Origin of the sequence: Nocardioides renjunii (assembly GCF_034661175.1) — a bacterium.
In the GTDB taxonomy this organism is placed as follows: Bacteria; Actinomycetota; Actinomycetes; order Propionibacteriales; family Nocardioidaceae; genus Nocardioides; species Nocardioides renjunii.
Map to the genome: position 1 here is coordinate 4,165,207 of NZ_CP141058.1, position 23,542 is coordinate 4,188,748.

The following is a 23,542-nucleotide window of genomic DNA, read 5'->3' on the forward strand; positions in this document are numbered from 1 at the left end:
ATCTCGTCAGTCGGTGCTGCGCGAGCCGGTCGTGGCGGCCGCGGACGTCGCTCCACGGGTCAGGCGCCGGGACGCAAGGAGAAGGGCGACGCCGTTGGCAGTGGCTGCGGCGACCATGCCCGCCATCACCCAGACCAGGTTGCCGCTGCCGACCGTCAGGGTGAGCGCGCACGCGACGGCCACCAGGTAGCCGGTCCGGATCGCGAGGAGCATCCGCCACCGACGGTAGCTGCTGAGCAGCGAGATCGGCCCCGACGCGAGTGCCCACACCACCTGCTCGAGGACCACCCACGGCAGGATCGCCCGGCTGACCATCCATGTCTCACCCAGCACCTGCTCGCCGATCGACTGGGGCACCAGCGCGAGGCAGACCGCCCATGCCAGGACGAGCACGCTCATCACCGCCGCCTGCGCGGCCGCGAGCCGCGCGCGGTCGTCACCCAGGACGCGCACCAGCTCCGGGACCATGACCGCCGGCAGCGCAGAGAACAGCACCGCGGCAGGCCCCAACAGGGTGCCGGCGCCCCGGACCGCTGCCACGTCGCCCAGAGTCATGTAGCTCGTCATCACCGCGGCGAGCACGAGCGGAGCCAAGCATGCCAGGAGCGCGTCGGGGCCCAGGACGCGAAGCTCGCCCGCGTGGTCCCGGAGCCACCTCGATCCGCTCGAGCGCTCCCCCGAGCGCCGCGACGCGAGCATCACCACCAGCGCTGCACCGCCGCCCCCGAGGACCCACGTCAGCGTCATCGTCGTGACGTCGACCTCCAGCCCCGCCACCGTCGCGACCAGGAGGCCCAACGTCACGGCGAACCACGCGCCGTCGCTCACCACGGCCCGGTCGGCACGCCGCTCCGCGATCGCGCCGTAGCGCAGGAGGTCCTGCGGATAGACGACGAGGCACGCCCCCACCAGCACGTAGTAGGCGAGGGACCCGCCGTCGCCGATGGTGACGCCGAGCACCACCCCGAGCGCCGCCACGGCGGCTGCCCAGCCCACGCTGAGCACCACCGGCGGGGGACGGCCCCCGCCCGCCGCAAGCGAGACCAGCAACCCCAACGAGGAGCGCTGCACGGCCATGCCGAAGGCGAAGAGGGCGTAGGCGAACGACACCGTGCCGAACTCGTCGACGCCGGCAACCCGCGCCGCAGCCACCAGGAAGAGGACGTTGGAGAGGCTGGAGAGCCCTTGGTCGATGACCCCGAGACCGAGCCTGCGAAAGCGTGTCATCCCGGCCGCGTCGCTCCGGACGCGAGCGTCTCGTCGACGAGGTCGAGGTACGCCGCCGCACGGTCGCGACCGGTGGGCCAGCCGTCCGCCACCCGGAGGCCGTCGGCGACCCGAGTCGCCCGCAGGGCGTCGTCCGCAGTCACGTCGAGGAGGGCTCGGGCCAGCGAGGCGGGCTCGATGGGGTCGAAGTACCACGCCGCGTCGCCAGCCACCTCGCGCACGAACGGCCTGTCCGACGCGACCAGCGGTCGGCCGGCTCTCAACGCCTCCAGCGGAGTCACGGAGAAGCACTCGTTCAGGCTGGGGAAGACCACCCCGTCGCACGCGGCGTAGAGGCTCGGCACCTGCGAGACTCGCAGCGGACCCGCGTTGCGGCTCGCCGCACGGGTGTCGGGGTCGAGCGCCTGCCACTCGTCGTCGGTGAGAGTGAGGAGGAACTCGACGTCCCGGCCGTGCTCCTCGCGCAGGATCCGTGCCGCGGCTCCGAGCAGGGCGAGGTTCTTGTGCGGGTAGGCGCGAGTCGGGAAGGCGAACGCCGGACGATGGTGCACCTGAACGGACAGCGGCTCGCGCAGCGACTCGTCGGTGAAGACGCGGTTGAGCACGTTGGGGACCACCCGCAGGCGCCGCCGCGGGATGCCCCACCTCTCCTCGAGCGCCGCGGTCACGTGGGCCGACTCGGCGACCACGAGGTCGGCTGCACGGAACGCTCGGCACGACACCCGCGAGCGCACCGCGTGTCGGAGCCGCGCCCGCCGGCCATGGATCGCAGCGTGCTCGGGGAAGAGGCTGGTCACGTCGGCGAACCCCACCATGCGCGTGCGGGCGCGCCGCGACCCGTAGTCGGGACCGAACACGGTGAAGGAGACGTCGAACTCGTCACCGCGGGGTCGCCGACGCAGGCGCGCAGCGGGACGGCCGTCGACGACGGTGACCCTCAGGCTCCCCCGGGGAGCGGTTGCGTTGGCGACGACCGCTTCGGACGCCTCGACGGCGACGTCCCGGAGCCAGGGCCAGCGACGCAGCGCCTGAGGGTCCCCGACAAGGCGTGCGAGCTCGTCGAGGAACGACGCTCCGACCTGGACTCCCCCGCCGACGACGAGGTTGGACATGTCGATCAGCACCGCGGGACTCATCGACGCCGCCCCTCGGCTGCGCGGGCCAGCAGCTGTCGGAGCGACTCGGACCCGACGCGACGCGACATGTGGGCGTCGTACCACTCGCGGCCCCGTCGGCCCATCGTCCGGCGCTCGTCCCGGTCGGTCGCCGCAAGCCGGCGCACGGCGTCGCGAAGACCCGGCCGGTCGCCCGGTGCCACCGCCAGGCCCGCCCTCGCCGAGGTGACCACCTCGGCGCTGTCGCCGCGTGCGGAGACGACCAGCGGGAGGCCCGCCGCCAGGATCGACTGCACCTTGCTCGGCATGGTGACGGCGAAGAGCGCCTCGTCGGCCAAGGACACGAGCTGGGCATCGGAGGCCTGCACGAGCGCCGCGACCTCGGCCTGCGGCACAGGGTCGACGAACCGGATCCGACGGTGGGCGCCGTAGCGCTCGACCAGTCCGGGCCTCGTCACGCCGTCCCCGACGAGCACGAGGTGGCAGTCGTCCTCGGCCGTCATCTCGGCGAAGGCCTCGACCACCGGTTCCAGGGCCTGCGCCCGGCCGTGGTTCCCCGCGTACATCAGCACGAAGTCGTCCTCGCCCACGCCCCACGACGCGCGCACGCGTCGCACGGTCTCCGGTGGGACGTCCGCCGTCGGTCCCTCCTGCACCCAGTTGTGCACGACGGAGAGCTTGTCGCGCGGCACCCCGCGAGCGGCCAACAGGTCCACCATCCCGGGCGAGGTGACGGCGACGTGGTGTGCGCCCCGGTAGGTCAGGTCGACGAAGACGTTGAGCACGCGACGAGCCAGTCGCCCCGCCACGCCCGTCAGGAATCCGGACGCGAACACCGAGTCGGGCCACACGTCCTGGACGAGGAGAACGTACGGCGTCCCCCACAGGCGGCGCGCGACCATCGCCGGCAGGGCGGCCGTCGCCGGGGAGGAGTAGACGAGGGCGACCGAGGACGTGCGCAGCAGTGCCTGGCCGAGGACGGCGCTGGACAGGGCCCAGGACGCGTAGTTGGCCAGCCGTCGCACGGCCGACCGGTCGTGGCTGGGGTAGAGCGGCGTACGCCTGACAGGCAGGCCGTCGAGCACCTCCCGGGAGGATCGCCGCGCCGAGTACCCGGCAGCGACGGCGCCGGTCGGGTAGTTGGGGACCCCGGTCAGCACCGTGACGTCGCACCCCGCCTCGGCTAGGGCCGTCGCGATGCCTCGCGGCACCTCGGCCGGCTCCGGCGGGTACCACTGGCAGACGAACGCAACCCTCAGCCGGCCCGAGCCCTGGCTCGAGCCGCTCATCTCGCGGGGATGCCTTTCACCACGACATCTGCCGGCACGTCCTTCACCACACACGCCGAGCCGCCGACCACCGAGCCCCGGCCGACCCGGAGTCCGTTGAGGACCACGCCCGAGACGCCGATCAGCACCTCGTCCTCGATGACGCAGTCGCCGGAGATCGACGCGAGCGGGTTGACGCTCACGTGGTCACCGACGGTGGTGTCGTGACCGACGGTCGCGTTGAGGTTGAGGTGGACGTGCCTGCCGATACGGATGTGGGTCGTGATCCGGACTCCCGCGCACAGCACCGACCCGGCACCGACCTCCACGTCGTAGCCGCGCGTCACGCTCGGATGCTCCAGCGTCGCAGCGACGAGACCGGCCGCGTCGAACGTCTCCGCGACCCTGCGCCGCACCCCCGGGTTGCCGATGCCCACGACGTAGTGGGTGGCACCGAGGGCTGCGCGGTCGGTCAGCAGCTGTTCCGTGGTGCCGAGGTAGTCGATCCCACGCGTGCGGAGGTGTGCCAGGTTGGCGTCGGTGGGACGGTCGTCGACCACGCCGGAGATCGTCCACACCGACTCCTCCGCTGCCGCGTTGACCGCGTCGACGACGTCGAGGACCTCGCGGCCGAAGCCGCCGGCGCCCACGACGACAAGAGTCTCAGGCACGGGTGGCCTCCGACGTTCCGAGGAACTCCGGCATGGTCGCTGCTCCCTCGGCGTTGATGTCGCGACGACGCGCAACCTGCGCGACCGTCGCCCACAGGATCTGCAGATCGAGCGCCAGGCTGCGACGCTCGACGTACTCGACGTCCATTGCGAACTTCTCCTCCCAGCTGATGGCGTTGCGACCGCTCACCTGGGCGAGGCCGGTGACGCCGGGTCGGACCTCGTGCCGCCGCCGCTGCTCCGCCGTGTAGCGGTCGAGGTACCTCACGAGGAGGGGCCTCGGGCCGACGAGGCTCATGTCGCCCCGGACCACGTTCCACAGCGTCGGGAGCTCGTCCAGGCTGGTTGACCGCAGGAACGCGCCGAAAGGAGTCAACCGGTCCGCGTCGGTCACCAGTCCCCGTGCGCTGTCAGGTTCGAGCATCGTGCGGAACTTGACCAGCTCGAAGACGCGCTCGTCCTTTCCCGGCCGCTGCTGACGGAAGAACACGCGTGGCCCGAGCTTCACGCGCAGCAGGACAGCGATGACCAGCTGTGCCGGCAACGAGACCACCAGGGCAGCGCTGCCGACGACGAGGTCCACGCTGCGCTTCAACGGGTCGTAGCCGGTCATGGCGCGGAGTCTAGTGTCCGGTCCCACTGCGACCCCCGCTGCGTGAACACGACGAGGATCGACAAGAAGATCCACAGCAGCGTGCTCTCCCGGTTGCCGGTCAGCGACGGCATCCCGAAGGACGAGCCCCACACGAGGAGGACGATCGCACCGGCCAGCCGCCACTCCTCCCGCGGCAGCGTCTGCCGGAGGCGGATCCACTGGATCAGCAACACGACGTGCACGGCCAGCACGAGGAGAGCTCCGACCACGCCGGCGACGACGATGGCCTCGATCCAGGTGGAGTCGTAGGACACCGGCAGCCCCTTGGCGCCCACCCCGACCACAGGGTGCTCGAGGAGCACCTCGCGTGCCAGCTCCACGAGGCCACCCGGCTGTTCGAACTCGCTCGGGACGCCGCCGGACCCGTCCTCCGGCTCCGGGGTCGGCGTCGGTGCGTCGCCGGCGCTGCCAGCACCGAAACGTCCGGCGCTCAACGTGTAGAGCCAGGAGTTGCCGGCCTGGGCACTCCAGACGTACCAACCGAGCATCCCCGAAGCCCCCCAGGTGCCGAGCCAGCCCAGCGCGCCCAGCGTGAAGGAGCCCGCGACGGTCAGCGCGGCGCTGGCGGTCAGCAGGCGTCGGTGCGGCCTCCCGGTGAGGACCAGTCCCAGGGTGATGAGCACTCCGCCGACGATGAAGATCTTGGAGAGGGTCATCACACCGCCGAGGATGACCAGCACCCAGAGCGCGAGCCAGACCCGTCTCGGCACGGACGTGCCCGATCGCACCAGGTAGACCACGCAGAACGCTGCAAGGCTGTAGGCCACCCCGGCCTCTGCTGGCTGGTTGAACACGCCCGAGAAGCGTCCCGAGCCCGCGGCGAGCTCTGCAACCGTCGCCTCGCTGCCGCTCGCGGCCCAGAATGCACGGAGGGGCGACAGCTGCTCGACGCCGACGACCGACGTCAGCACGGCAATGGCCCCGTTGAGCGCCATGGCGCCCACGACGACCCAGGACGCGGTGCGCAGCAGGACTGTCCGAGCGACCACGCGCGTCCAGAAGGCCACGGCCGTCATCGTGGCGAGCGGCAGCAGCGCGTTGTCGAGGCCCGCGACGAGCGAGCCGGAACCCCACTCCAGGCGGCTCTCGATGGTGAGGCCGCCCACGGCCGCGACCAGCGCATATGACGCCCACAGCGCCAGCACGGGGGCGCCGGGCAGCAACACGCGTGCGTGCCGCCAGTAGAGCAGCACGGCGACGACAGCAGAGCCGTACAGCGCCAACTGCTCGGTCCGGATCCCGCCGACGACGTACGGCCCGAGGACGCACACGACGGCGCCCGCGAACCAGTAGAGCGGCCATCGACCATGCGGCCTCGCGTCGCCGTCCGACACCGCTCGGCCGGTCCGGTCCGCCTCGGCGGACGTCATCGCGCCTCGTCCACGCCCGTACGGATACCCAGCCACGCCTCGTACCTGGCGTGCGTGGACAGGATGAACCCGACCGCCCGCCGCGAGCAGTCCCCGATGCGGTAGTCGTCGGGCACCCGGGAGGCGCGGTCGGTGTCGGACACCGCGAAGCGGACCGCTTCGACCACGTTGGCGGCGTCGAGGCCGGTCATCAGGATCGAGGCCGAGTCGAGCGCCTCGGGCCGCTCGATCGCGTCGCGCAGCGTCACGGCCGGGAAGTCGAGCAGCGACGACTCCTCGGAGATGGTGCCCGAGTCCGACAGCACGCAGTAGGACTGCTTCTGGAGCTTGTTGTAGTCGAGGAAGCCGAGCGGCTCGTGGAAGGTGATGCCCTCGGTCGACCGGCCCAGCGCGTCGAGCCGCTTGCGGGTGCGGGGGTGGGTGGACACGAGCACCGGCATGCCGGTCTCGGTGATGACGCCCTCGAGGCAGTCGAGCAGCAGGTTGAGCCGGTCGGGGTTGTCGACGTTCTCCTCGCGGTGCGCACTCACCAGGATGTACTGCTGCGGCGTGAGCCCGAGGCGCTCGACGGCATCGGAGGCGTCGATCTGCTCAGCATGTGCGGCCAGCACCTCCTTCATGGGAGACCCCGTCTTGAGGATGTGACGCGGGCGCAGGCCCTCGGCGAGCAGGTTGCGCCGGGCGTGCTCGGTGTAGACGAGGTTGAAGTCGGCCACGTGGTCGACGAGGCGACGGTTGGTCTCCTCGGGGACGTTCTCGTCGAAGCAGCGGTTGCCCGCCTCCATGTGGTAGACGGGGATGCGCATGCGCTTGGCCATCAGGGCTGCCAGGCAGCTGTTGGTGTCGCCGAGCACGAGCACCGCGTCCGGACGCTCCTCGAGGAGCACCTCCTCCGTCTTGATGAGGACCTCGCCCAGCACCCTGCCGAGGCTGCTGGTGTCGACGTCGAGCAGGTGGTCGGGCGAGCGCAGCCCCAGCTCGGAGAAGAAGATCTCGTTGAGGTTGTGGTCGTAGTTCTGCCCGGTGTGCACGAGCACGTGGTCGACGGTGCGGTCCAGCAGCTTGATCGTCTCGGACAACCGGATGATCTCGGGCCGCGTGCCGACGACGGTCATCACCTTGGTCATGGGTTCTCCTGCGGGGCCGAGGGGACGACGGGCTCGTGGATGGTGTCGGGCGCGTCGGGGTGAAAGAGGGAGTCGGTCCAGAACAGCGTGGTGAGCACGCCCTCACCGACGTTGGTGATGTCGTGCGACCACATCGTCGGCATGTCGACGACGACCGGCTCCTTGCCGGACACGGGCAGCTCGACGACCTCGTCGTGGAACATGCGCCGCAGCCGGATGACCGCCTCGCCGTCGAGCACGACGAACCGCTCGATCTTGTGGAGGTGGTAGTGGATCCCTCGGGTCACACCGGGGACCGTCGTGGAGACGAAGGTCTGGCCGCCCTGCCCGTGCGACCGCACCGTCTCCACCAGCCGACCCCGTGCGTCGCTCCGCGGCGTCAGAGCGAGGGGGTAGTGGTCCGGGAAGAGAGCCGCGCGGTAGGTGTTGAAGAGATCGCGCTCGAAGTCGTCGGCCATCGCCGGCACGTCGGCGCTCGGGACGTACGTCGCGTGGAACCGCTCGAGCAGGTCCCACACCTGCTGCACCGAGGTCGGGTGCGCCGACGGCTGCACGGTCTCCGGCGACGTCGGCTCCAGCGCGTCGAGCAGGGCCTGCGCGGCGCCCTGGGCGTGGAGCAGCTCGATGGGGCGGTCGGCGATGTCCGGGCGGTCGTTGGAGATCACGCGGTCGACGAAGGTGGCGACGAAGGAGTTGTAGCCCGGTCGCCCGTGCTCGCCGAAGAGGTTCGGGAGCCGGACGTCGACGAAACGACCACCGGTGCGGGTGGCGACACCTCGCAGCACGTCGGCCGCGCCTGCCTTGCCCTCGGCGTACGCAGTGCCGTTGCCGACCTGGATCGAGTTGGCGAACACGACCGCGACACCGCTGGTGGTAGCGAGCGCGGCGGCCAGGTGCTGCGCGAGCCCGACGTTGAGACTGACGAGCTCGTCGTCGGAGGCGCGGTTGACGCCCGCGACGTGGATGACGGCGTCCGCGCCGGCCACCAGCTCAGCCAGTCGGTCCCACTCCGCACGCCCCACCGGCACGATCTCGTGCTCGGAGGTGGCGTGCACGCGGCAACGCAGGTGCCACCCCAGGAACCCCTCGGCACCGGTCAGCAGGATCTTCACGCGCGCAGCTCGGGGTCGGCGGCGATCTCAGGGATGGTGCGCAGCAGCGCCACGGTCTGCTCGACGTCGAGCAGGGGTACGGAGTCGGAGGAGTAGTCGACCGTGGTGTCGACCTCCTCCTCACCCTCGGTGAAGTACTTCTCGTACTGCAGGCCACGGTCGTCGAGGGGTACGCGGAAGTAGTCGCCCTGATCGGCGGCCTTGGCGATCTCCTCGCGTGTCAGCAGCGTCTCGTGCAGCTTCTCGCCGTGCCGGGTGCCGATGTGGTTGACCTCCGGCTCGTCCTGACCGAGGAGCCGTCCGACGGCGGTGGCGAGGGTCCCCACCGTGGTGGCGGCCGCCTTCCGCACGAACAGGTCGCCCGGCTGGGCGTGCACGAAGGCGTGCTTGACCAGGTCCACCGAGTCGTCGAGCGACATGAGGAACCGCGTCATGCGCGGATCGGTGATGGTGAGGGGCTTGCCCTCCTTGAGGAGGGAGATGAAGGCGGGGATGACCGATCCGCGGGAGTACATCACGTTGCCGTAGCGCGTCACCGAGACCGTCATGTCGTTGCCGATGTGGTTGCGCGCGAATGCCTGCGCCGTCTTCTCCATCAGCGCCTTCGACATGCCCATCGCATTGACGGGGTAGACCGCCTTGTCGGTGCTGAGCAGCACGACCGAGCGGACACCGGCTGCGGCGCTGGCCTCGATCACGTTGTGGCTGCCGGTCACATTCGTCTTGACCGCCTGCTGCGGGAAGAACTCGCAGGAGGGCACCTGCTTGAGCGCGGCGGCGTGAAAGACGAAGTCGGCGTCGAGGACGGCCGTGCGGACGCTGTCGATGTCACGCACGTCGCCGAGGAAGAAGCGGACGCGCTCGTCGTTGAACGAGCGGCGCATCTGGTCCTGCTTCGCCTCGTCCCGGCTGAAGATGTTGATCCGGGCGGCCCCGTCGGCGAGGAGGTGCTTGGCCATGATCGAGCCGAAGGAGCCGGTGCCGCCGGTGATGGTGATGGTGCGGCCGGAGACGCCTTCGGTCGTGGTCTGGGCTGCAGTCACGAGGATTTCCCTTCGAGGAAGCTGAGGATGTGCACGCGGACACGTTCGAACTGCTCGTCGCTGAGCGCTGAACCGCTCGGCAGCGACAGGCCGGTCCTGAAGAAGCGTTCGGACGTGCCGTTGACGTAGGCGGGGCAGGCCGCGAAGACCGGTTGGAGGTGCATCGGCTTCCACAGCGGGCGGGCCTCGATGTCGTCCCTCGCGAGATCGGCTCGCAGCTCGTCGGCGGTCCAGCCCGCCACCGCGGGGTCGACGACGACCGACGTGAGCCAGAAGTTGTCGTGGTCCGCGCCGGCAGGTGCATCGCGGCCGTCGTCGCCGCCGAAGACGGTGACCCCGTCCACGGGGTCGAACAGCTCGGCATAGCGCCGTCGCCAACCCCGCCGCCGTTCCAGCATCGACGGGAGCCGCTCGAGCTGCGCCCGACCCACCGCAGCCAGCAGGTTCGACATCCGGTAGTTGTAGCCGACGTCGACGTGCTCGTAGTGAACGACTGGCTGGCGCGCCTGGGTGGCGAGGTAGCGGGTGCGCGCGGCCATGTCGGGGTCGTCGCAGAGCAGCGCGCCGCCACCCGACGTGGTCATGATCTTGTTGCCGTTGAAGGAGACGATCGACGCGACGCCGTCCTGGCCGGCGCGCCTGCCCTCGCGCGAGGCACCGAGCGACTCCGCGGCGTCGACGAGGACGGGCACGTCTCTCGCGGAGGCGATCTCTCCGATGGCGCGGTGGTCGGCCACCTTGCCGATGAGGTCGACCGGGACGATGGCAGCCACGTCGGCCCCACCACGTACCTGGTCGTCGATCGCCTCGGCCAGCAGGTCCGGATCCATGTTGCCGGTCTCGTCGGAGTCCACGAAGACGGGCGTCGCGCCGGTGTAGGTGATGGCGTTGGCAGTGGCGGCGAAGGTCATCGACGAGGTGATGACGACGGTCGCCGGCGCGGCGCCGAGCTGGAGCAGGCCGAGGTGCAGGGCGGCGCTGCCCGAGGAGAGCGCGACGGCGTACGTACGACCCGTGAACGCGGCGAGCTCGGCCTCGAACGCGTCGACCTCCGGCCCGAGCGGTGCCACCCAACCCGACCGGAGGGCGCGCACGAGCGCGTCCTCCTCCGCCTGGGTCACGTCGGGCGACGAAAGGAAGATGCGTGCGGTCACTGGTCTCCCGCCGTGATGGTGAGGTCGCTGAGCTCGGCCGGGTCGATGGGCGGGACGGACACCGAACGGATCATCGGATGCCCTGTCGGGGTGGCTGACTCGTCCTCGGAGAAGAGCACCTCGTGCAGCTTCTCGCCCGGCCGGAGCCCGCTGAACACGATGTCCACACCGGCTGCACCCGACAGCGAGATCATGCGCTTGGCCACGTCGAGGATGCGAACCGGCTCGCCCATCTCAAGCACCAGCACGGCGCCGGCGTCACCCATCGCACCGGCCTGGACGACCAGCTCGCACGCCTCGGGAATCGTCATGAAGTAGCGGGTCACGTCGGGATGGGTGACCGTGATCGGCCCGCCGGCCGCGATCTGCGCGTTGAAGGTGTGCAGCATCGAGCCCCGCGAGCCCAGCACGTTGCCGAACCGGACGGACATGTAGGGCAGGCCGGTGGAGCGCGCCTGCCAGGCGGTGAGCTGCTCGGCCAGCCGCTTCGTGGAGCCCAGGACGCTCGTCGCGTCGGCAGCCTTGTCCGTGGAGATGTTGACGAACCGCTCGACGCCGAACTCCGCGGCCAGCTCGAGCAGGTTGAGGGTGCCGAGGACGTTGGTCTTCCATCCCTCCGCCGGGAAGCGCTCGAGCATCGGCAGGTGCTTGAGGGCAGCTGCGTGGAAGACGATCTGCGGTCGGGCGTCGGCGAAGATGGCGCGCAAGCTCGCCTGGTCTCGGATGTCGGCGAGCACGGTCTCGGGCGAGTCGAGCAGGCCGTGGCCGTAGATCGCGAGCTGGACGGCGTGCAGGGCCGACTCGTCGCGGTCGAGCAGGGTGAGCGCCGACGGGCCGAACCGGTGGACCTGGCGCGCGAGCTCGGAGCCGATGGAGCCGCCGGCACCCGTGATGAGCACCCGCTTGCCGCTCAGGTAGCCCGCGATCGAGGACAGGTCGGTCTCGACCTGGTGCCGTCCGAGGACGTCGCCGATCTCGACACGCCGGATGTCGTGCGGCTTGACCTGGCCGCCGATGAGATCGCTGAGTCGGGGCAGGATGAACACCTCGAGCCCCGCGTCCGCCGCCTCGCGCTGGACCCGGTCGACCAGCTCGCCGGAGGCGCCCGGCACGGCCAGCACCACTGCCGCAACGCCCATGGCGTCCGCCACCTCGGCCAGCGACCGGCCGGTGCCCACGACCGGCACCCCGTGGATGCGCAGGTGGCGCTTGCCCGGGTTGTCGTCGATGAACCCGACCGCACGAAGACCGAGACTGCGATCAGAACGAGTCAGGCGCATGACCTGCCGACCGGCGTCGCCGGCTCCGTAGATGAGGACCGGGCGGCCCGAGCGGCGACGCGCCTCGTTGTCCCGGTCACGCAGCGCCCGGTAGAACCAGCGTCCTGCGGCCGCCGCCACCAGCGCGATCGGCGGAGCCAGCACCGGCAGGCTGCGAGGCAGCGTGTCGTTGAGGACAGGAGTGGTGACGACCGTGATGGCCGCGACGCCGAGGAAGTGCAGCGCCAGCCCGAACGCCTCGTCGAAGGAGCCGACCAGGAACTTGCCCCGGTAGAACTTGGTGAGGAAGCCGATGACCACGAGCAGGACCCACGAGATGACGAGGTAGCGAAGGACGGCCTCCCACTGCACGTCGGAGATCCGGAAGGAGTACCGCAGACCGATCACGAACGCGGTGCCGAGGGTCCAGCAGACGATGTCCCAGGTCGCCAAGGCGCCCCGTCGCAGATATCCGTTGGACAACATCTCGAACCCCGTCAACTCAGCAAAAGACCTCGACGATGCTAACGCCAATCGACGTCCGGACCGTGATTGGTGCCTCGAGAGGGGTCACGAGGGGGGTTCCGCGAGAGGCGAGGGCGGGCCCCCCGACCGCCCGGTCGGCATGCCCTAGAGTCGCGGCGTCGCTCGCCGACCGTCCCGCACCGAGGAGCTGATCGAGTGCCTCCACCCGTCGTCACCCTGCGCTTGCACGACGTGGGTCGCGAGGATCGCCTTCGCGCCTGGGTCGAGGCCCTGGGACGCGTCGACGGCTTCGCGCGCAACCTCCGCACCGACGCGCTGACGAGCCCCGAGGTGCTCGACGTCTGGTGCGCTGACGCGGGCGTCGGTCCCGTGGTCCTCGGCGAACCGCCCGCCTCGGACGTCGTGGTGATCGCCCGCGCCGACGACCTTCCCACACCGGGAGCCCTTCACCGGCTGGTCGCGGCGACGCACGCGAGCGGCGTGACCCACGAGACCCGGGTGCTGCCGTGCCGCGAGAGCGACCAGGGTCCCCACCAGGAGCCGGCCCGCGCCCCGTCAGCCTGCGCCGCGTTCCCCGCCGCCGCTATCGACGGCGTGCCATGGCACGCAGGCCCCGACGAGACGGTCGACTCGCTCCGGGCACGCGGCGCAGACGTACGCCGCCTGGCGACCGCCGCGGTCTTCGTGGACGCATGGCCCGGCCGCACGGCCGTCCCCCTGCAGGACGGCGGCGACGGCAGCGTGCCGCCGTACGGGCATCCTGCGGCCGTCCCCACCACGTCGCTGCACCAGCTTCTCGTCGAGACCGGAATCGTCCCGCCCGCCCTGGCGCAGAATCGTGGGCCCCGGCCTCTGCTCACCGTCCTCACCCGCACGCAGGGTGCTCGCCTGCTGTGCCTCGAGGAGACCCTCACGTGCCTGGCCGGCCAGTCCGTCCGTGACTTCGAGGTCGTCGTGGCGTGCCACCGAGCGTCGGTCGAGGGAAGCGCGCGGGTGCGGCGCCTGGTGTCCGCAATGCCTGCCTGGCTGCGGGAGCGGATCCGGGTGCTCGACGTGGACCGGCCCGGTCGATCCGCTCCGCTCAACGACGCCCTGGACGTGGCCACCGGTCGTTTCGCGGTGATGCTGGACGACGACGACGTGGTGACCACGGACTGGGTCGCGGCCTTCGCCGAGGCGGAGGCTCGCGGACCCGGAACCGTCCTGCGGTCCGCAGCCCTGGCCCAGGACGTGAGTCCGTACGTGGACGACCGTGCCGACGGCCCTGCACCGCTCGAGGTCGGGCCGGCCCGCCGGGTGTGGCCGGACGAGTTCAGCCTCGTCGACCACCTGTGGGACAACGCCTCCCCGCCCATGACGTTCGCCGTCCCCCGAGGGGTGTTCGACGACCTCGGTGTGCGCTTCGCCGAGACACTGGACACGACGGAGGACTGGGACTTCCTGCTGAGGGCGGCCTCGGTCGCAGGCGCGACCAGCACGCCGGCGGTGACCGCCGTCTACCGGGTCTGGACCGAGGGTGAGGGCTCACGACACCTTCACGACTCCGACACATGGACCGCGGGACGGCAGGCGGTGGTGGACGCCGCCGACCAGCGCCTCGCGCTCCTTCCTCGCGGTGAGGCGCGCGCCGTCCGCGCGCTGCACCAGGCCCTCCTCGACGAGCGTGCCGAGAAGTTCCGCTTCGCCGGGCTCAATGAGCAGGCCGCGAAGGACCTGGTGACGGTCAACGAGGCCGTCGTCGCCCTCCGTGCCCGGATCGCCGTCCTGGAGGAGCGGCTGAAGAACCAGAGGCGTCGCCGCCAGTAGGCATCGCGCCCGACGATCCTGCACGCGACTTTGGCTGGCCTTACCCTGTGGCGTCGGTCGCCACGGCCGCGAACCCGCCACCTCGGACCCGACCGGAGCCCAGACACCATGCTGCAACACGTCCTCGCCGGTGGCCAGAGCCGGCCCCGGCGCGTGATGGCGACGTTGGTGGAGTGGCACGACTCCCGCCCCCGGGCGTCCCTGGCCGACGCGCGCGGATGGATCTGGCTCGCACTCGTGGCGGCGACGTTCGTCTGGATGTCCAACCCCCTCGTCTACTTCCCCAGCTTCTACCTCTCGCTCGGCGCGGCGATGGTGTGGAGCAAGGTGGTCCTGGTCCTCAGCCTGCCGTGGTTGCGACTGCCTCGGATCCCGTGGCCGTGGTTGGCGTTCCTCGGCCTGGCGTTGATCTCGCACCGGTGGAGCATCCAGCCCTTCCACACCGAGGTGAGCAGCACGGTCTACATCCAGATCGCCGCCCTCGCCGTACTTGCGGCCGCCAACTGCGAGCCCGTCGTGATCGCGTGGGGCATGGCCGTCGGCGGGGTCAGCGTGACCCTGTTGTCCCTGCACGCCTTGTCGGAGGACGTGCCGGGGATCGAGTACAGCAGCGAGAGCGGCATGGTCTTCGGCGGTCTGGGGACCAACGAGAACATCCTCGCCTACACGTTGCTGGTCTCGTTGGCGGCCACCCTCGCCCTCGGACGGCCGCGCGAGCGCGTTCCGCAGGCGATGTGGTTCGGCGCCCTTGCCATCCAGCTGTACGGCACCTATCGCGCCGGGTCCGGCACGGGCTACCTCACCGCCCTCGGGCTGGCGGTCACGGTGACGGCGATACTCGGGTGGCCACTCGTCCGGACGGCCCGCCGGCGCATCGTCGTCGCGTTCATGGCTGGTGGCGTGGCCGTGCTGGCGACGGGCCTGCTGTTCGTCACCGTGGTGCTCGGCAAGGAGCTCACCACCATCTCTGGCCGTGCGCCGTTCTGGCGGGCGACCATCGACTCCAGCATGGACCTCGCGCCCGTTCTCGGTGCCGGCTGGGGAGCCGTGTGGGAGCACCCGTGGGACCCCGCCCCTCCCAATCACATCGCCCTGGACATCTACTACCGGGCGGGTTATCCGCTTCCGCACGGCCACAACTTCTTCCTGGACGTGCTTCCGGAGCTCGGCCTCGTCGGGCTGGCTGCGGTTCTCGTCATGGTCGCCTACGTGGTGCGCGAGATCCGCTGGGCCGGGTTGCACGCCGGATCGTCCGACCCCGTGGCCGGGCGACTCATGCTCCTCGTGCTCATTGCCCTGCTCGTCTCGGGCATCACCGAGCCGATGCTCACCGTGCCGCTCGGCTGGTGGTCCCTCGCGCTGGTGGCGGCGCTGCCACGGCAACGACTGCTGCGCTGGGGCCGGCCACCTCGCGCCCGTCGAGGCCGCCGCGCCGCCGCCCTCAGTCCAGCTGCGTCGCGATCCACTCCTGCAGCGACGCCACCCCGTCACGCAGGCTGACCCGCGGCTGCCAGTCGAGCTGGCGGAGCGTCGTCTCGACCGTGCAGGAGGCGTGCCGGACGTCGCCGTCGCGGTACTGGCCGGTGACGTGGGGCTCGGGCGCGGAGTGGTAGCGAGCGATCTCGCGGGCGAGGTCGCCGATGGTCGTCTTGACGCCGCTGCCGATGTCGACCGTGCGCATGTGGTCGGCCGGCTTGTGGGCGATCGCGGCGACGAGGGCGCTGACGACGTCGTCGATGTAGACGAAGTCGCGGGTGATCTCGCCGTCCTCGTAGAGCGGGATCGACCGGCCCTCGCGAGCCAGGCGCGAGAAGAGGGACACGATGCCGGTGTAGGGGTTCGACAGCGACTGGCGGGGGCCGTAGACGTTCTGGAGCCGCAGCACCGACAGCCGGGTGTCGTGCGAGCCGGTCCACGCCGCGAGGATCTGCTCCTGCGCGAGCTTGGTGGCGCCGTAGACGTTGATCGGGTTCGGGTGGGTGCCGGCCACGGAGTTGGGCACGTGCGCCGCCCCGTCGCCGTGGTCCCAAGCGCCCGCCTCGAGCTGGGCGTGGGTGCGCAGGCCGGGCTGGAAGGTCGAGCCGTCGCGGTTGCGCCACACGCCCTCGCCGTAGACCGCGCGCGAGCTGGTCAGCACGAAGTGCGACGGCACGTGGCCGGCACGGGTGAGCGCGTCGAGGAGCTGGGTGGTGCCGACGACGTTGACCATGCCGTGGCGGGTGCTCTCCGACAGCGACTGGGCGGTGCCGGTCTCGGCGGCCAGGTGGACCACCGTGTCGGGACGGAGGTCGGCGACGACGGCGTCGAGGTCGTCGGCGCTGGTGACGTCGCCGACCCGCAGTTCCACCGACGCGGGCAGGTCGGCCGGCGGCTCCGACCCGGGGTGCACCTGGGGGTGCAGGTTGTCGAGCACGACCCACTGCTCGGCGGAGTCCGCGAGCTCACGCGCCAGGGTCGTACCGATGAAGCCGGCGCCGCCCGTGACGAGCACCCGGCCGCCGGCCTGAGGAGAGGAAGCCATGGCCCGACCCTATGAGACGGACGACGAAACCCGGGTGTCACGCCCCGCGCCGAGTGGCAGACTCGCCCGCATGACGCTGCAGCCCCGCCTGCTCCCGCCTCCGGTCGCCTGACCGGAGCGGTCCGCCGCTCCGCACCGAGCCTTTCGTCCCGACTCGCCCGACGGAGCGTCCCCAGCATGCCCACCCTGTCCAGCACGTCCCCTTCGCACCACCGCACCACCCACCTGCGCGGCCTCGTCGAGGTCGCCGCCGCCAGCGTCCTGTGGGGCACCGGCGGCCTCGCGGTCCAGCTCATCCGCGAGCAGGACCGCCTGTCCCCCGTCACCATCAGCGCGTGGCGGATGGCGATCGCCGCCGCCGTGCTCCTCGGGGCGCTCCTCGCGCTCCGGCGGGGCGGCGAGCTGCTCGAGCTGGCCCGCGCCCGCCCCCGCCAGCTGGTGGTCGTGGGCGTCGGCACCGCCGCCTACCAGGGCTTCTACTTCGTCTCCGTGACCCAGGTCGGGGTCGCCGTCTCGACGGTCGTCAGCCTCGGCCTTGCGCCGGTGCTGCTGACCGTCGCCGAGTCCGTACGCCACCGGCGGGCGCCCGCGCGCGGGCGGCTGACCGTGCTCGTGGCGGCGCTGGCCGGGCTGCTGCTGGTGAGCGTGGCGAGCCACGAGTCCGCCACCGGCCCGGCCCCCGTCGCCGGCGTGCTGCTCGCGGTCGCGTCCGGGACGACGTACGCCCTCACGACGGCGGCGGGCGGCTCCATCAGCCGTACGACGTCCCCGCTGGCGCTGACCTCCGGGATGACCCTGGTGGGAGCGGCCGTGCTGCTGCCGTGCTTGGCCCTCGTCGACGGGCCGCGGGTGACGACCGACCCGGCGGCGCTGGCGTGGCTGGCCTACCTCGGGGTGCTGACGATGGCGCTCGCCTACGTGCTGCTCTACTCCGGGCTCCGCGTCATCGCGCCGAGCACCGCCGTCACTGCCAGCCTCGTGGAGCCGGTGACCGCCGCCGTGGTGGCGGCCGTGGTGCTCGGGGAGTCGCTCGGTCCGGCCGCGGTCGTCGGCATCCTGCTCGTCCTCGGAGCCGTGGCCGGGCTTGGCCGGCCGGCCGCCGCGGCGGGGCCGGTGCTGCCCGACCCGGACCCGGGCCGCGGCTGAGCGGTGCTCAGCTGGCGGCGGTCGGGTAGAGCACCTGCACGGTCACCCAGTCCACGAACATGCTGTGCCGCGAGCCGCCGGGCAGCATGTGCTCCGGCTCGACGTCCTTGTTGGACAGCCGCAGGTGGAACGGCACGGCGTTGCCGGGCACGCGGCGGGCGTCGGGCGTGGAGTCCACGGTGTAGGCCTGGTTGCCCGAGCCGTCCTTGGCCTCGTAGTGCACCTGCTCCCCACCGACCGTGAACTCGGCGTGGTACTCCCAGAACGTCTCCCACGGCTTCGCTCCGTCGGCGAAGGCCTGCCCGACCGGCCACAGCTCGGGCGAGAGGCCGGCGGCGCCGCACTCGTCGACGTCGTTCTCGACGCTCTCGTCGTAGCAGATGTGCGAGCCCAGCTGGGCGCCCGCGACCTTGCGCGGGCCGTAGCTCTCGATGACGTCGATCTCGCGGGGGTCGACCGGGTTGGGGTGCTGGACCCACAGCGCGGCGTAGTTCCTGCTCGTGTCGGGCATCACCAGGCTCGCCGACACCCGGACGCGCGTCCCGGCCGGGAGCATCCACCCGGGTGTCGAGCGGATCTGGGCGACGTGCCCCACCTCGAGCTGGCCGAGGCCGTTGAGCGCGGCCGCGTTCCAGTTGGTCATGTGGTGCCACTGGTCGGGCCAGGTGCCGGCGGGGCCGTCGAAGTGGTCGGCGAAGAGGGTCTCCCACGCGGGCGGCGCCGGGGTGGGTGGCGCTGCCGTGGGCGGCGCGGTGGTCGGCGGCGCCTCGGTGGGGGCCGTCGTGGGCGCCGTGGTGGCGGGCGGTGCCGCGCGCCGGGGGCCGGACACCTTCGTGGGCCACGTGCCCGGGCCGATGCACGCCGTGGCGAGGAGCAGCAGCGCGCCGACCAGCACCGCTGCGCGCCAGGCGGTCCTGCCACCCACCTGCTGGCGCGCGAGCCGGGACATCAGCCTCCCCCAGGGTGGTCAGTGGTGTCGGTCGGGTGACGGGACGGGTGTCGAGATCCTCGTCCGGCGATGCTACGCATCCGCGACAAGGGATGGTCGGAGGCTCAGCCGACCGTCGTCAGCAGCTGCGTGGCGCGGGTGAGCACGACGTAGAGCGTGGCGCGGCCGGTGGCGGACTCGTCCTCGATCTCCTGCGGGGAGACCACGACGATGCCGTCGAACTCGAGGCCCTTGGTGTCGAGACCGGTGAGCACGACGATGCGGTCCTCGCCGCTCGGCGTGACGCTCGAGTCCACGGCCGCCCGGGCGCCGGCGGCGTCGTCGGCGACCTCGGACCACGACGCCAGCCAGGCGTTGACCTCGGAGCGCCGGGCGACCGGCACGACGATGCCCACGGTGCCCTCCACCCGGCGGCTGGTCGACACCACGGCCTCGCGCACGGCGGCCTCGAGGTCGTCGACCGGACCCACGACCCGCGGCTCCTCGCCCGTGCGGCGTACGGCGTCGGGCAGGTCGGCGTCGAGGCCCACGCGGCGGGCGTAGTCGGCGGCGAACGCGTAGATCTCGGCCGAGTTGCGGTAGTTGGTGGACAGGTGGAACTCGTGCAGCTCCTTGCCCTCGAGGGCCTCGGCGCGCGCGGCGGCGGCCTCGGGGGCATCGGGCCACGAGGACTGCGCCGGGTCGCCGACGATCGTCCAGCTCGCGGTGCGGCCGCGCCGCCCGACCATCCGCCACTGCATCGGCGTGAGGTCCTGCGCCTCGTCGATGAGGACGTGGGCATAGCCGTCGTCCTCGATCCGGTGGGTCGGCGCCGACCACGCGAGGCCGCCGGGGGCGTACTCGCGCTCGGAGATCGTGGTGAGCTCCTGGAGGTCGACCCCGCCCTCGAGCAGGCCGGTCTCGTCGAGGTCGCGCTCGTCGTCGGTGCGCTGCGGGACGTCGCCGATGGCGTAGCGCAGCTCGTCGAGCAGCGGCACGTCCTCGATGGAGAGCTCGCCCGCGGCCCACGACTTGGTGAGCAGCATCTGCTCCTCACGCGTCACCACGCCCTCGCCGACACGGGCCAGGAACTCGGGGTCGCGCAGCCAGCCGAACACCGTGCGGGCGTCGAGCGGCGGCCACCACGCGCTGGCGAACTCGACGAACCCGGCGTGGCCGAGCATGTCGTCGTCGAAGGCCTCGCGGCCGCGCTCCTTGCCGCGCTCGCCCGTGACCTGGCGCCACATGGCGTCGAGCAGCGTGCGCGCGACGCGGGGCAGCTGGCGGTTGCGGCGCCCCTGCGACATCAGCTGGCGGCGCAGCCGGCCGAGCAGGCCGGGGTCGAGCACGATGGTCTCGTCGCGCCAGTAGATGCGGAAGCTGGTCGGCGCCCCCGGCGCGTGCTGGCGGGCGGTGCGCCGCATCAGCTCGGCCATCTTGGTGGCGCCCTTGACGTCGGCGACGGCCGGCTCGTCGTGGCGGCTGGCCCGGATGCCGCCGACGACCTCGCCGAGCGAGCGCAGGGCCACGGCGGTCTCGCCGAGGCTGGGCAGCACGCGCTCGATGTAGCGCATGAACACGCCGCTGGGGCCGACGACGAGCACGCCGCCACCCTCGTAGCGGCGGCGGTCGGAGTAGAGCAGGAAGGCCGCGCGGTGCAGCGCGACGACGGTCTTGCCGGTGCCGGGGCCGCCGGAGATCGACACGACGCCCTTGCCCGGTGCGCGGATCGCCTTGTCCTGCTCGGCCTGGATGGTCGCGACGATGGAGTGCATCGAGCGGTCGCGGGCGCGCGAGAGCTGGGCCATCAGGGCGCCCTCGCCGACGATCGGCAGGTCCGTCTCGGCCTGGTCGTCGAGCAGCTCGTCCTCGACACCGATCACGGTGCGGTGCAGCGAGCGCAGCACCCGGCGGCGTACGACGCCCTGCGGGGTCGCGGCCGTGGCCTGGTAGAACACGCCGGCGGCCGGCGCACGCCAGTCGATGAGCAGCACGTCGCGGTCGGCGTTGCGCACGCCGATGCGGCCGATGTAGCGCGGCAGCGAGTCGATCGACGGGTCGAGGTCGAGGCGGCCGAAGACCAGCCCCTCGTGGGCGGCGTCGAGCTGGGCGATCCGCTTGGCGGCCTGGAAGACCATCGCGTCGCGCTCCACGAGGCCGCCCTCGTGCTCCAACCTGCCGCGCTGGTGGCCCTCCGCCGCCAGCGCCCTGGCGCTGCGCGTCGACGCCTCGAGCTGGACGTAGACCTCGTCCACGTAGGCCTGCTCAGCCGCGATCTCCCGCGCTTCGAGCTGCTCGCTCACTCCCGCTCCTCATCCCCCACGAATCGCCCCGCGGATCCCCCACGCACCACTGCCCCTGCTCCCCGGGCAGACCGACAAGCGTACCGGCGAGCACCGACCATCGCCGACTTACCGACGAACGGCGGCACCACCGTCGGCGCGGGGCCGGCGGTGTTGGATGGCCCCGAGGACGGCACGAGCGACGGCACGGATGACGGGCGGACCACGACGTGGAGCACGAGCAGGCGCGAGGACGCACCCGGTGGTCGCCCGCGGTCGCCGGCGCGCTCGTCGCGGCGCTCGTCGTGGCGCTCGTCGCCGGCGTCGTGGCGCTGCCCCGGCTGCTGGCCGAGGACGAGCCGGCACCGACCGGCGTGCGGCCCGTGTGCGTGGACTCCCCCGACGCCCCCGCGGGCGCGATCGGCGAGCAGGAGGCGACCTGGGTGCGCTTCTGCCCGCTCGCCGACGAGGGTGCCGCGCAGCGCGTGCGCCACCCGCAGGGCGTTATCACCGGCGGGCTCGCCGCCTCGGTCGCGGCCACCCTGGCGCAGACGGAGGCCGGACGCCCGGTGTGCACGGCGGGCGCGGCGACTCCCGGGCCCACGGGCCTGTTCCGCATCGAGGTCGGCCTCGCCGACGGCCGCGTCGCCGAGCTGGACGGCGACACCGGCTGCAGCACCCGCGACGAGCTGCTGTTCAGCCAGCTCGAGACCACCCTGCTGATGGAGGCGGCCGCGGGCAGCGGCCCGCCGTCGGCCGCGCCGGCGCCCGTCACCTGCCCCGAGCGCTTCACGACCACCGCCACCAACCGCGACGGCGCCTCCGCCCCCCGGCTGGCCGGCGACCCCGCCACCGTCCCGCTCCTGCCGCTGCCGGCCGTCGCGGTCGACGTCTGCGCCTACTCCGGGAGCGGCGAGGTGCGCCGGCTGGCGGACCAGTGGCAGGTCGGCCCGCCGACGTCGGAGCAGGTCCGCGCGGCCGCCACCCTGCAGCACGTCCCGGGCGCGATGGCCGACTGCGAGCCCGCGCCCGGGCTGACGTCGTACGTCATCGTCCTGACCGACGCCACCGGCACCGCCCGGACGCTCACCCTCGACCCGACCGCGTGCTCGCCGCTGCGCGCCGCGGTCGGCACCCCGCCGGTCGACACGCACCTCGGCCTGGCGACGCAGCGGCTGGTCCGCCTCGTCGCCCGCATCGCTCCCTGACCTCACCACGTCGGCGTCACCACACCAGCACGACCGCTCCCACCGCGCAGACCACCGCCCCGGCGGTGCGGACCTGGTCGGCGAGGCGGAGGCCGCGCAGCAGCTCGGGTCGCTCGGCCGGAGGGGCGGTGGCCAGGCGACCGTGGGTCGGCGCCGCCACCGCGGCGGTGGTGAGGACAGCCACGGCACCGCCCGCGAGCGCGAGCCAGGTGCCCTCCGCTCCCGGCTCGGCGACCGCGGTCCAGGCGAGCACCGCCACGAGGGGCAGGTAGATCGCCGCGACCAGCGGCGTGATCCGTCGCGAGTGCCGCTCGTGGGCCGTCGCCCAGCCCGCGTCCGGGACGTCGGCGAGCGCCGGATAGACCACGAGGGCCACGGTGAGCTGGAAGCCGAGGTGCGCCCCTGCGACGAGGAGCAACCACGGGGCGGGGCCGGACAGGGTCATCCGAAGGCGTCCGCGCCCAGGTCGTGCTCGCCCGCGGCGAGCGCGTCGACGATGCGGCGGGCCACCTCGGCGGGGTCCTTGCCGGCCGGCAGCCGCGGCGCGGCGCCGGAGAGCGGCCGACCCGCGAGGCCGGTCTCGGTGTGCGGCGGGCGTACGTCGACCACGTCCACCCGGCTGCGTCGCAGCTCGGTGCGCAGGGCGGTCGTGGCCGCGCTCAGGGCGGCCTTGCTCGCCGAGTAGGCGGCCATCCGCGGGAGCGGCTGCTCGGCGACCACGGCGCTCAGCTGCACGACCCAGCCCTGCGACTCCTCGAGCAGCGGCAGCACCCGGCGCAGCAGGAAGAGCGGTCCCACCACGTTGGTGAGGAACAGCTCCTCGACGACCTCGTCGGGGGTCTCGACGAGGGATCCGAAGGCCACGACGCCGGCGGCGTTGACCAGCCCGTCGAGGCCACCGAGGTGCTCGCGGGCCGCGGCGGCGACGGCGTCGCCCGCCCGCGCGTCACCGAGGTCGGCCACCACGGGCGTGCCGGTGCCGAGGGCTGCCAGCCGGTCGGCGTCGCGACCGACCACGAGGAGGCGGGCGCCACGTCCGGCGAGCTCCGCGACGAGGAGCGACCCGAGGGCGCCGCTCGCGCCGACCACGGCGATGCGCGCACCCGACAGCTCCCGTGCGGCACCCGTGCGTTGCTCGGCCATGACGTCCTCCTCGGCAGGTCT

The 23,542-nt window shown here is 72.3% G+C and carries 20 protein-coding genes; 4 read left to right on the plus strand and 16 right to left on the minus strand.

From position 1 onward, the window contains the following. Nucleotides 1-6: 6 nt before the first annotated feature. Genes SHK17_RS19965 through SHK17_RS20015 form a run of 11 tightly spaced genes read right to left on the minus strand, consistent with a single transcriptional unit; the run spans nucleotide 7 to nucleotide 12,454 of the window. The gene (locus SHK17_RS19965; protein WP_322920491.1) at nucleotides 7-1,227 is read right to left on the minus strand and encodes an MATE family efflux transporter; all 1,221 of its coding nucleotides are present in this window, start codon (nucleotides 1,225-1,227) and stop codon (nucleotides 7-9) included. Next, entirely contained in the window at nucleotides 1,224-2,363 is a 1,140-nt protein-coding gene (locus tag SHK17_RS19970; protein WP_322920492.1) for a glycosyltransferase, read from the minus strand. Before SHK17_RS19970 ends, SHK17_RS19965 begins: the two co-directional genes overlap by 4 nt. Continuing rightward, nucleotides 2,360-3,631, minus strand: coding sequence for a glycosyltransferase family 4 protein (locus SHK17_RS19975; RefSeq protein WP_322920493.1), 1,272 nt, complete (start codon nucleotides 3,629-3,631; stop codon nucleotides 2,360-2,362). Before SHK17_RS19975 ends, SHK17_RS19970 begins: the two co-directional genes overlap by 4 nt. After that, on the minus strand, nucleotides 3,628-4,281 hold the full coding sequence (locus SHK17_RS19980) for a NeuD/PglB/VioB family sugar acetyltransferase (protein ID WP_322920494.1): 654 nt from the start codon (nucleotides 4,279-4,281) through the stop codon (nucleotides 3,628-3,630). Before SHK17_RS19980 ends, SHK17_RS19975 begins: the two co-directional genes overlap by 4 nt. Further along, complete coding sequence (locus SHK17_RS19985; protein WP_322920495.1) at nucleotides 4,274-4,894, minus strand: sugar transferase; 621 nt, start codon at nucleotides 4,892-4,894, stop codon at nucleotides 4,274-4,276. The genes SHK17_RS19980 and SHK17_RS19985 overlap by 8 nt, the downstream gene beginning before the upstream one ends. Beyond that, nucleotides 4,891-6,306, minus strand: a complete 1,416-nt coding sequence (locus tag SHK17_RS19990) for a hypothetical protein (RefSeq protein ID WP_322920496.1) — start codon at nucleotides 6,304-6,306, stop codon at nucleotides 4,891-4,893. Before SHK17_RS19990 ends, SHK17_RS19985 begins: the two co-directional genes overlap by 4 nt. Further along, nucleotides 6,303-7,433 carry a non-hydrolyzing UDP-N-acetylglucosamine 2-epimerase gene (wecB, locus tag SHK17_RS19995; RefSeq protein ID WP_322920497.1) on the minus strand — a complete coding sequence of 377 codons (1,131 nt, stop codon included), beginning with the start codon at nucleotides 7,431-7,433 and terminating at the stop codon, nucleotides 6,303-6,305. The genes SHK17_RS19990 and wecB overlap by 4 nt, the downstream gene beginning before the upstream one ends. Next, entirely contained in the window at nucleotides 7,430-8,545 is a 1,116-nt protein-coding gene (locus tag SHK17_RS20000) for a polysaccharide biosynthesis C-terminal domain-containing protein (RefSeq protein ID WP_322920498.1), read from the minus strand. Before SHK17_RS20000 ends, wecB begins: the two co-directional genes overlap by 4 nt. Next, a complete protein-coding gene (locus SHK17_RS20005) occupies nucleotides 8,542-9,588 on the minus strand; it encodes a polysaccharide biosynthesis protein (RefSeq protein ID WP_322920499.1) in 1,047 nt (348 codons plus the stop codon). Before SHK17_RS20005 ends, SHK17_RS20000 begins: the two co-directional genes overlap by 4 nt. Beyond that, a complete protein-coding gene (locus tag SHK17_RS20010) occupies nucleotides 9,585-10,742 on the minus strand; it encodes a DegT/DnrJ/EryC1/StrS family aminotransferase (protein ID WP_322920500.1) in 1,158 nt (385 codons plus the stop codon). The genes SHK17_RS20005 and SHK17_RS20010 overlap by 4 nt, the downstream gene beginning before the upstream one ends. Then, nucleotides 10,739-12,454, minus strand: coding sequence for a polysaccharide biosynthesis protein (locus tag SHK17_RS20015; RefSeq protein ID WP_322920501.1), 1,716 nt, complete (start codon nucleotides 12,452-12,454; stop codon nucleotides 10,739-10,741). The genes SHK17_RS20010 and SHK17_RS20015 overlap by 4 nt, the downstream gene beginning before the upstream one ends. A 228-nt stretch (nucleotides 12,455-12,682) precedes the next feature. Between SHK17_RS20015 and SHK17_RS20020 the strand changes: the two genes are divergently transcribed. Together SHK17_RS20020 and SHK17_RS20025 are read left to right on the plus strand one after the other, a co-directional pair. After that, nucleotides 12,683-14,293 (plus strand): glycosyltransferase family A protein, encoded by a 1,611-nt coding sequence (locus SHK17_RS20020; protein ID WP_322920502.1) that lies wholly within the window; start codon nucleotides 12,683-12,685, stop codon nucleotides 14,291-14,293. Nucleotides 14,294-14,401: 108 nt separating this feature from the next. Next, nucleotides 14,402-15,793 (plus strand): O-antigen ligase family protein, encoded by a 1,392-nt coding sequence (locus SHK17_RS20025; RefSeq protein ID WP_322920503.1) that lies wholly within the window; start codon nucleotides 14,402-14,404, stop codon nucleotides 15,791-15,793. On the opposite strand, the gene SHK17_RS20030 is transcribed toward SHK17_RS20025, so the two are convergent. After that, nucleotides 15,735-16,814 carry an NAD-dependent epimerase/dehydratase family protein gene (locus tag SHK17_RS20030; protein WP_322920504.1) on the minus strand — a complete coding sequence of 360 codons (1,080 nt, stop codon included), beginning with the start codon at nucleotides 16,812-16,814 and terminating at the stop codon, nucleotides 15,735-15,737. The two genes, SHK17_RS20025 and SHK17_RS20030, sit on opposite strands and share 59 nt — an antisense overlap. A 177-nt stretch (nucleotides 16,815-16,991) precedes the next feature. On the opposite strand from SHK17_RS20030, the gene SHK17_RS20035 reads away from it, so the two are divergent. Then, entirely contained in the window at nucleotides 16,992-17,960 is a 969-nt protein-coding gene (locus tag SHK17_RS20035; RefSeq protein WP_322920505.1) for a DMT family transporter, read from the plus strand. A 7-nt stretch (nucleotides 17,961-17,967) separates the two neighbouring features. On the opposite strand, the gene SHK17_RS20040 is transcribed toward SHK17_RS20035, so the two are convergent. Continuing rightward, nucleotides 17,968-18,909 (minus strand): hypothetical protein, encoded by a 942-nt coding sequence (locus SHK17_RS20040; RefSeq protein ID WP_322920506.1) that lies wholly within the window; start codon nucleotides 18,907-18,909, stop codon nucleotides 17,968-17,970. A gap of 104 nt (nucleotides 18,910-19,013) precedes the next feature. After that, nucleotides 19,014-21,191, minus strand: a complete 2,178-nt coding sequence (locus tag SHK17_RS20045; protein WP_172267757.1) for a UvrD-helicase domain-containing protein — start codon at nucleotides 21,189-21,191, stop codon at nucleotides 19,014-19,016. 209 nt (nucleotides 21,192-21,400) lie between these two features. Between SHK17_RS20045 and SHK17_RS20050 the strand changes: the two genes are divergently transcribed. Beyond that, nucleotides 21,401-22,378, plus strand: coding sequence for a hypothetical protein (locus tag SHK17_RS20050; protein WP_322920507.1), 978 nt, complete (start codon nucleotides 21,401-21,403; stop codon nucleotides 22,376-22,378). A 16-nt stretch (nucleotides 22,379-22,394) separates the two neighbouring features. On the opposite strand, the gene SHK17_RS20055 is transcribed toward SHK17_RS20050, so the two are convergent. Further along, a complete protein-coding gene (locus SHK17_RS20055) occupies nucleotides 22,395-22,823 on the minus strand; it encodes a hypothetical protein (RefSeq protein ID WP_322920508.1) in 429 nt (142 codons plus the stop codon). Then, entirely contained in the window at nucleotides 22,820-23,521 is a 702-nt protein-coding gene (locus SHK17_RS20060; RefSeq protein WP_322920509.1) for an SDR family NAD(P)-dependent oxidoreductase, read from the minus strand. Before SHK17_RS20060 ends, SHK17_RS20055 begins: the two co-directional genes overlap by 4 nt. Nucleotides 23,522-23,542 lie beyond the last annotated feature (21 nt).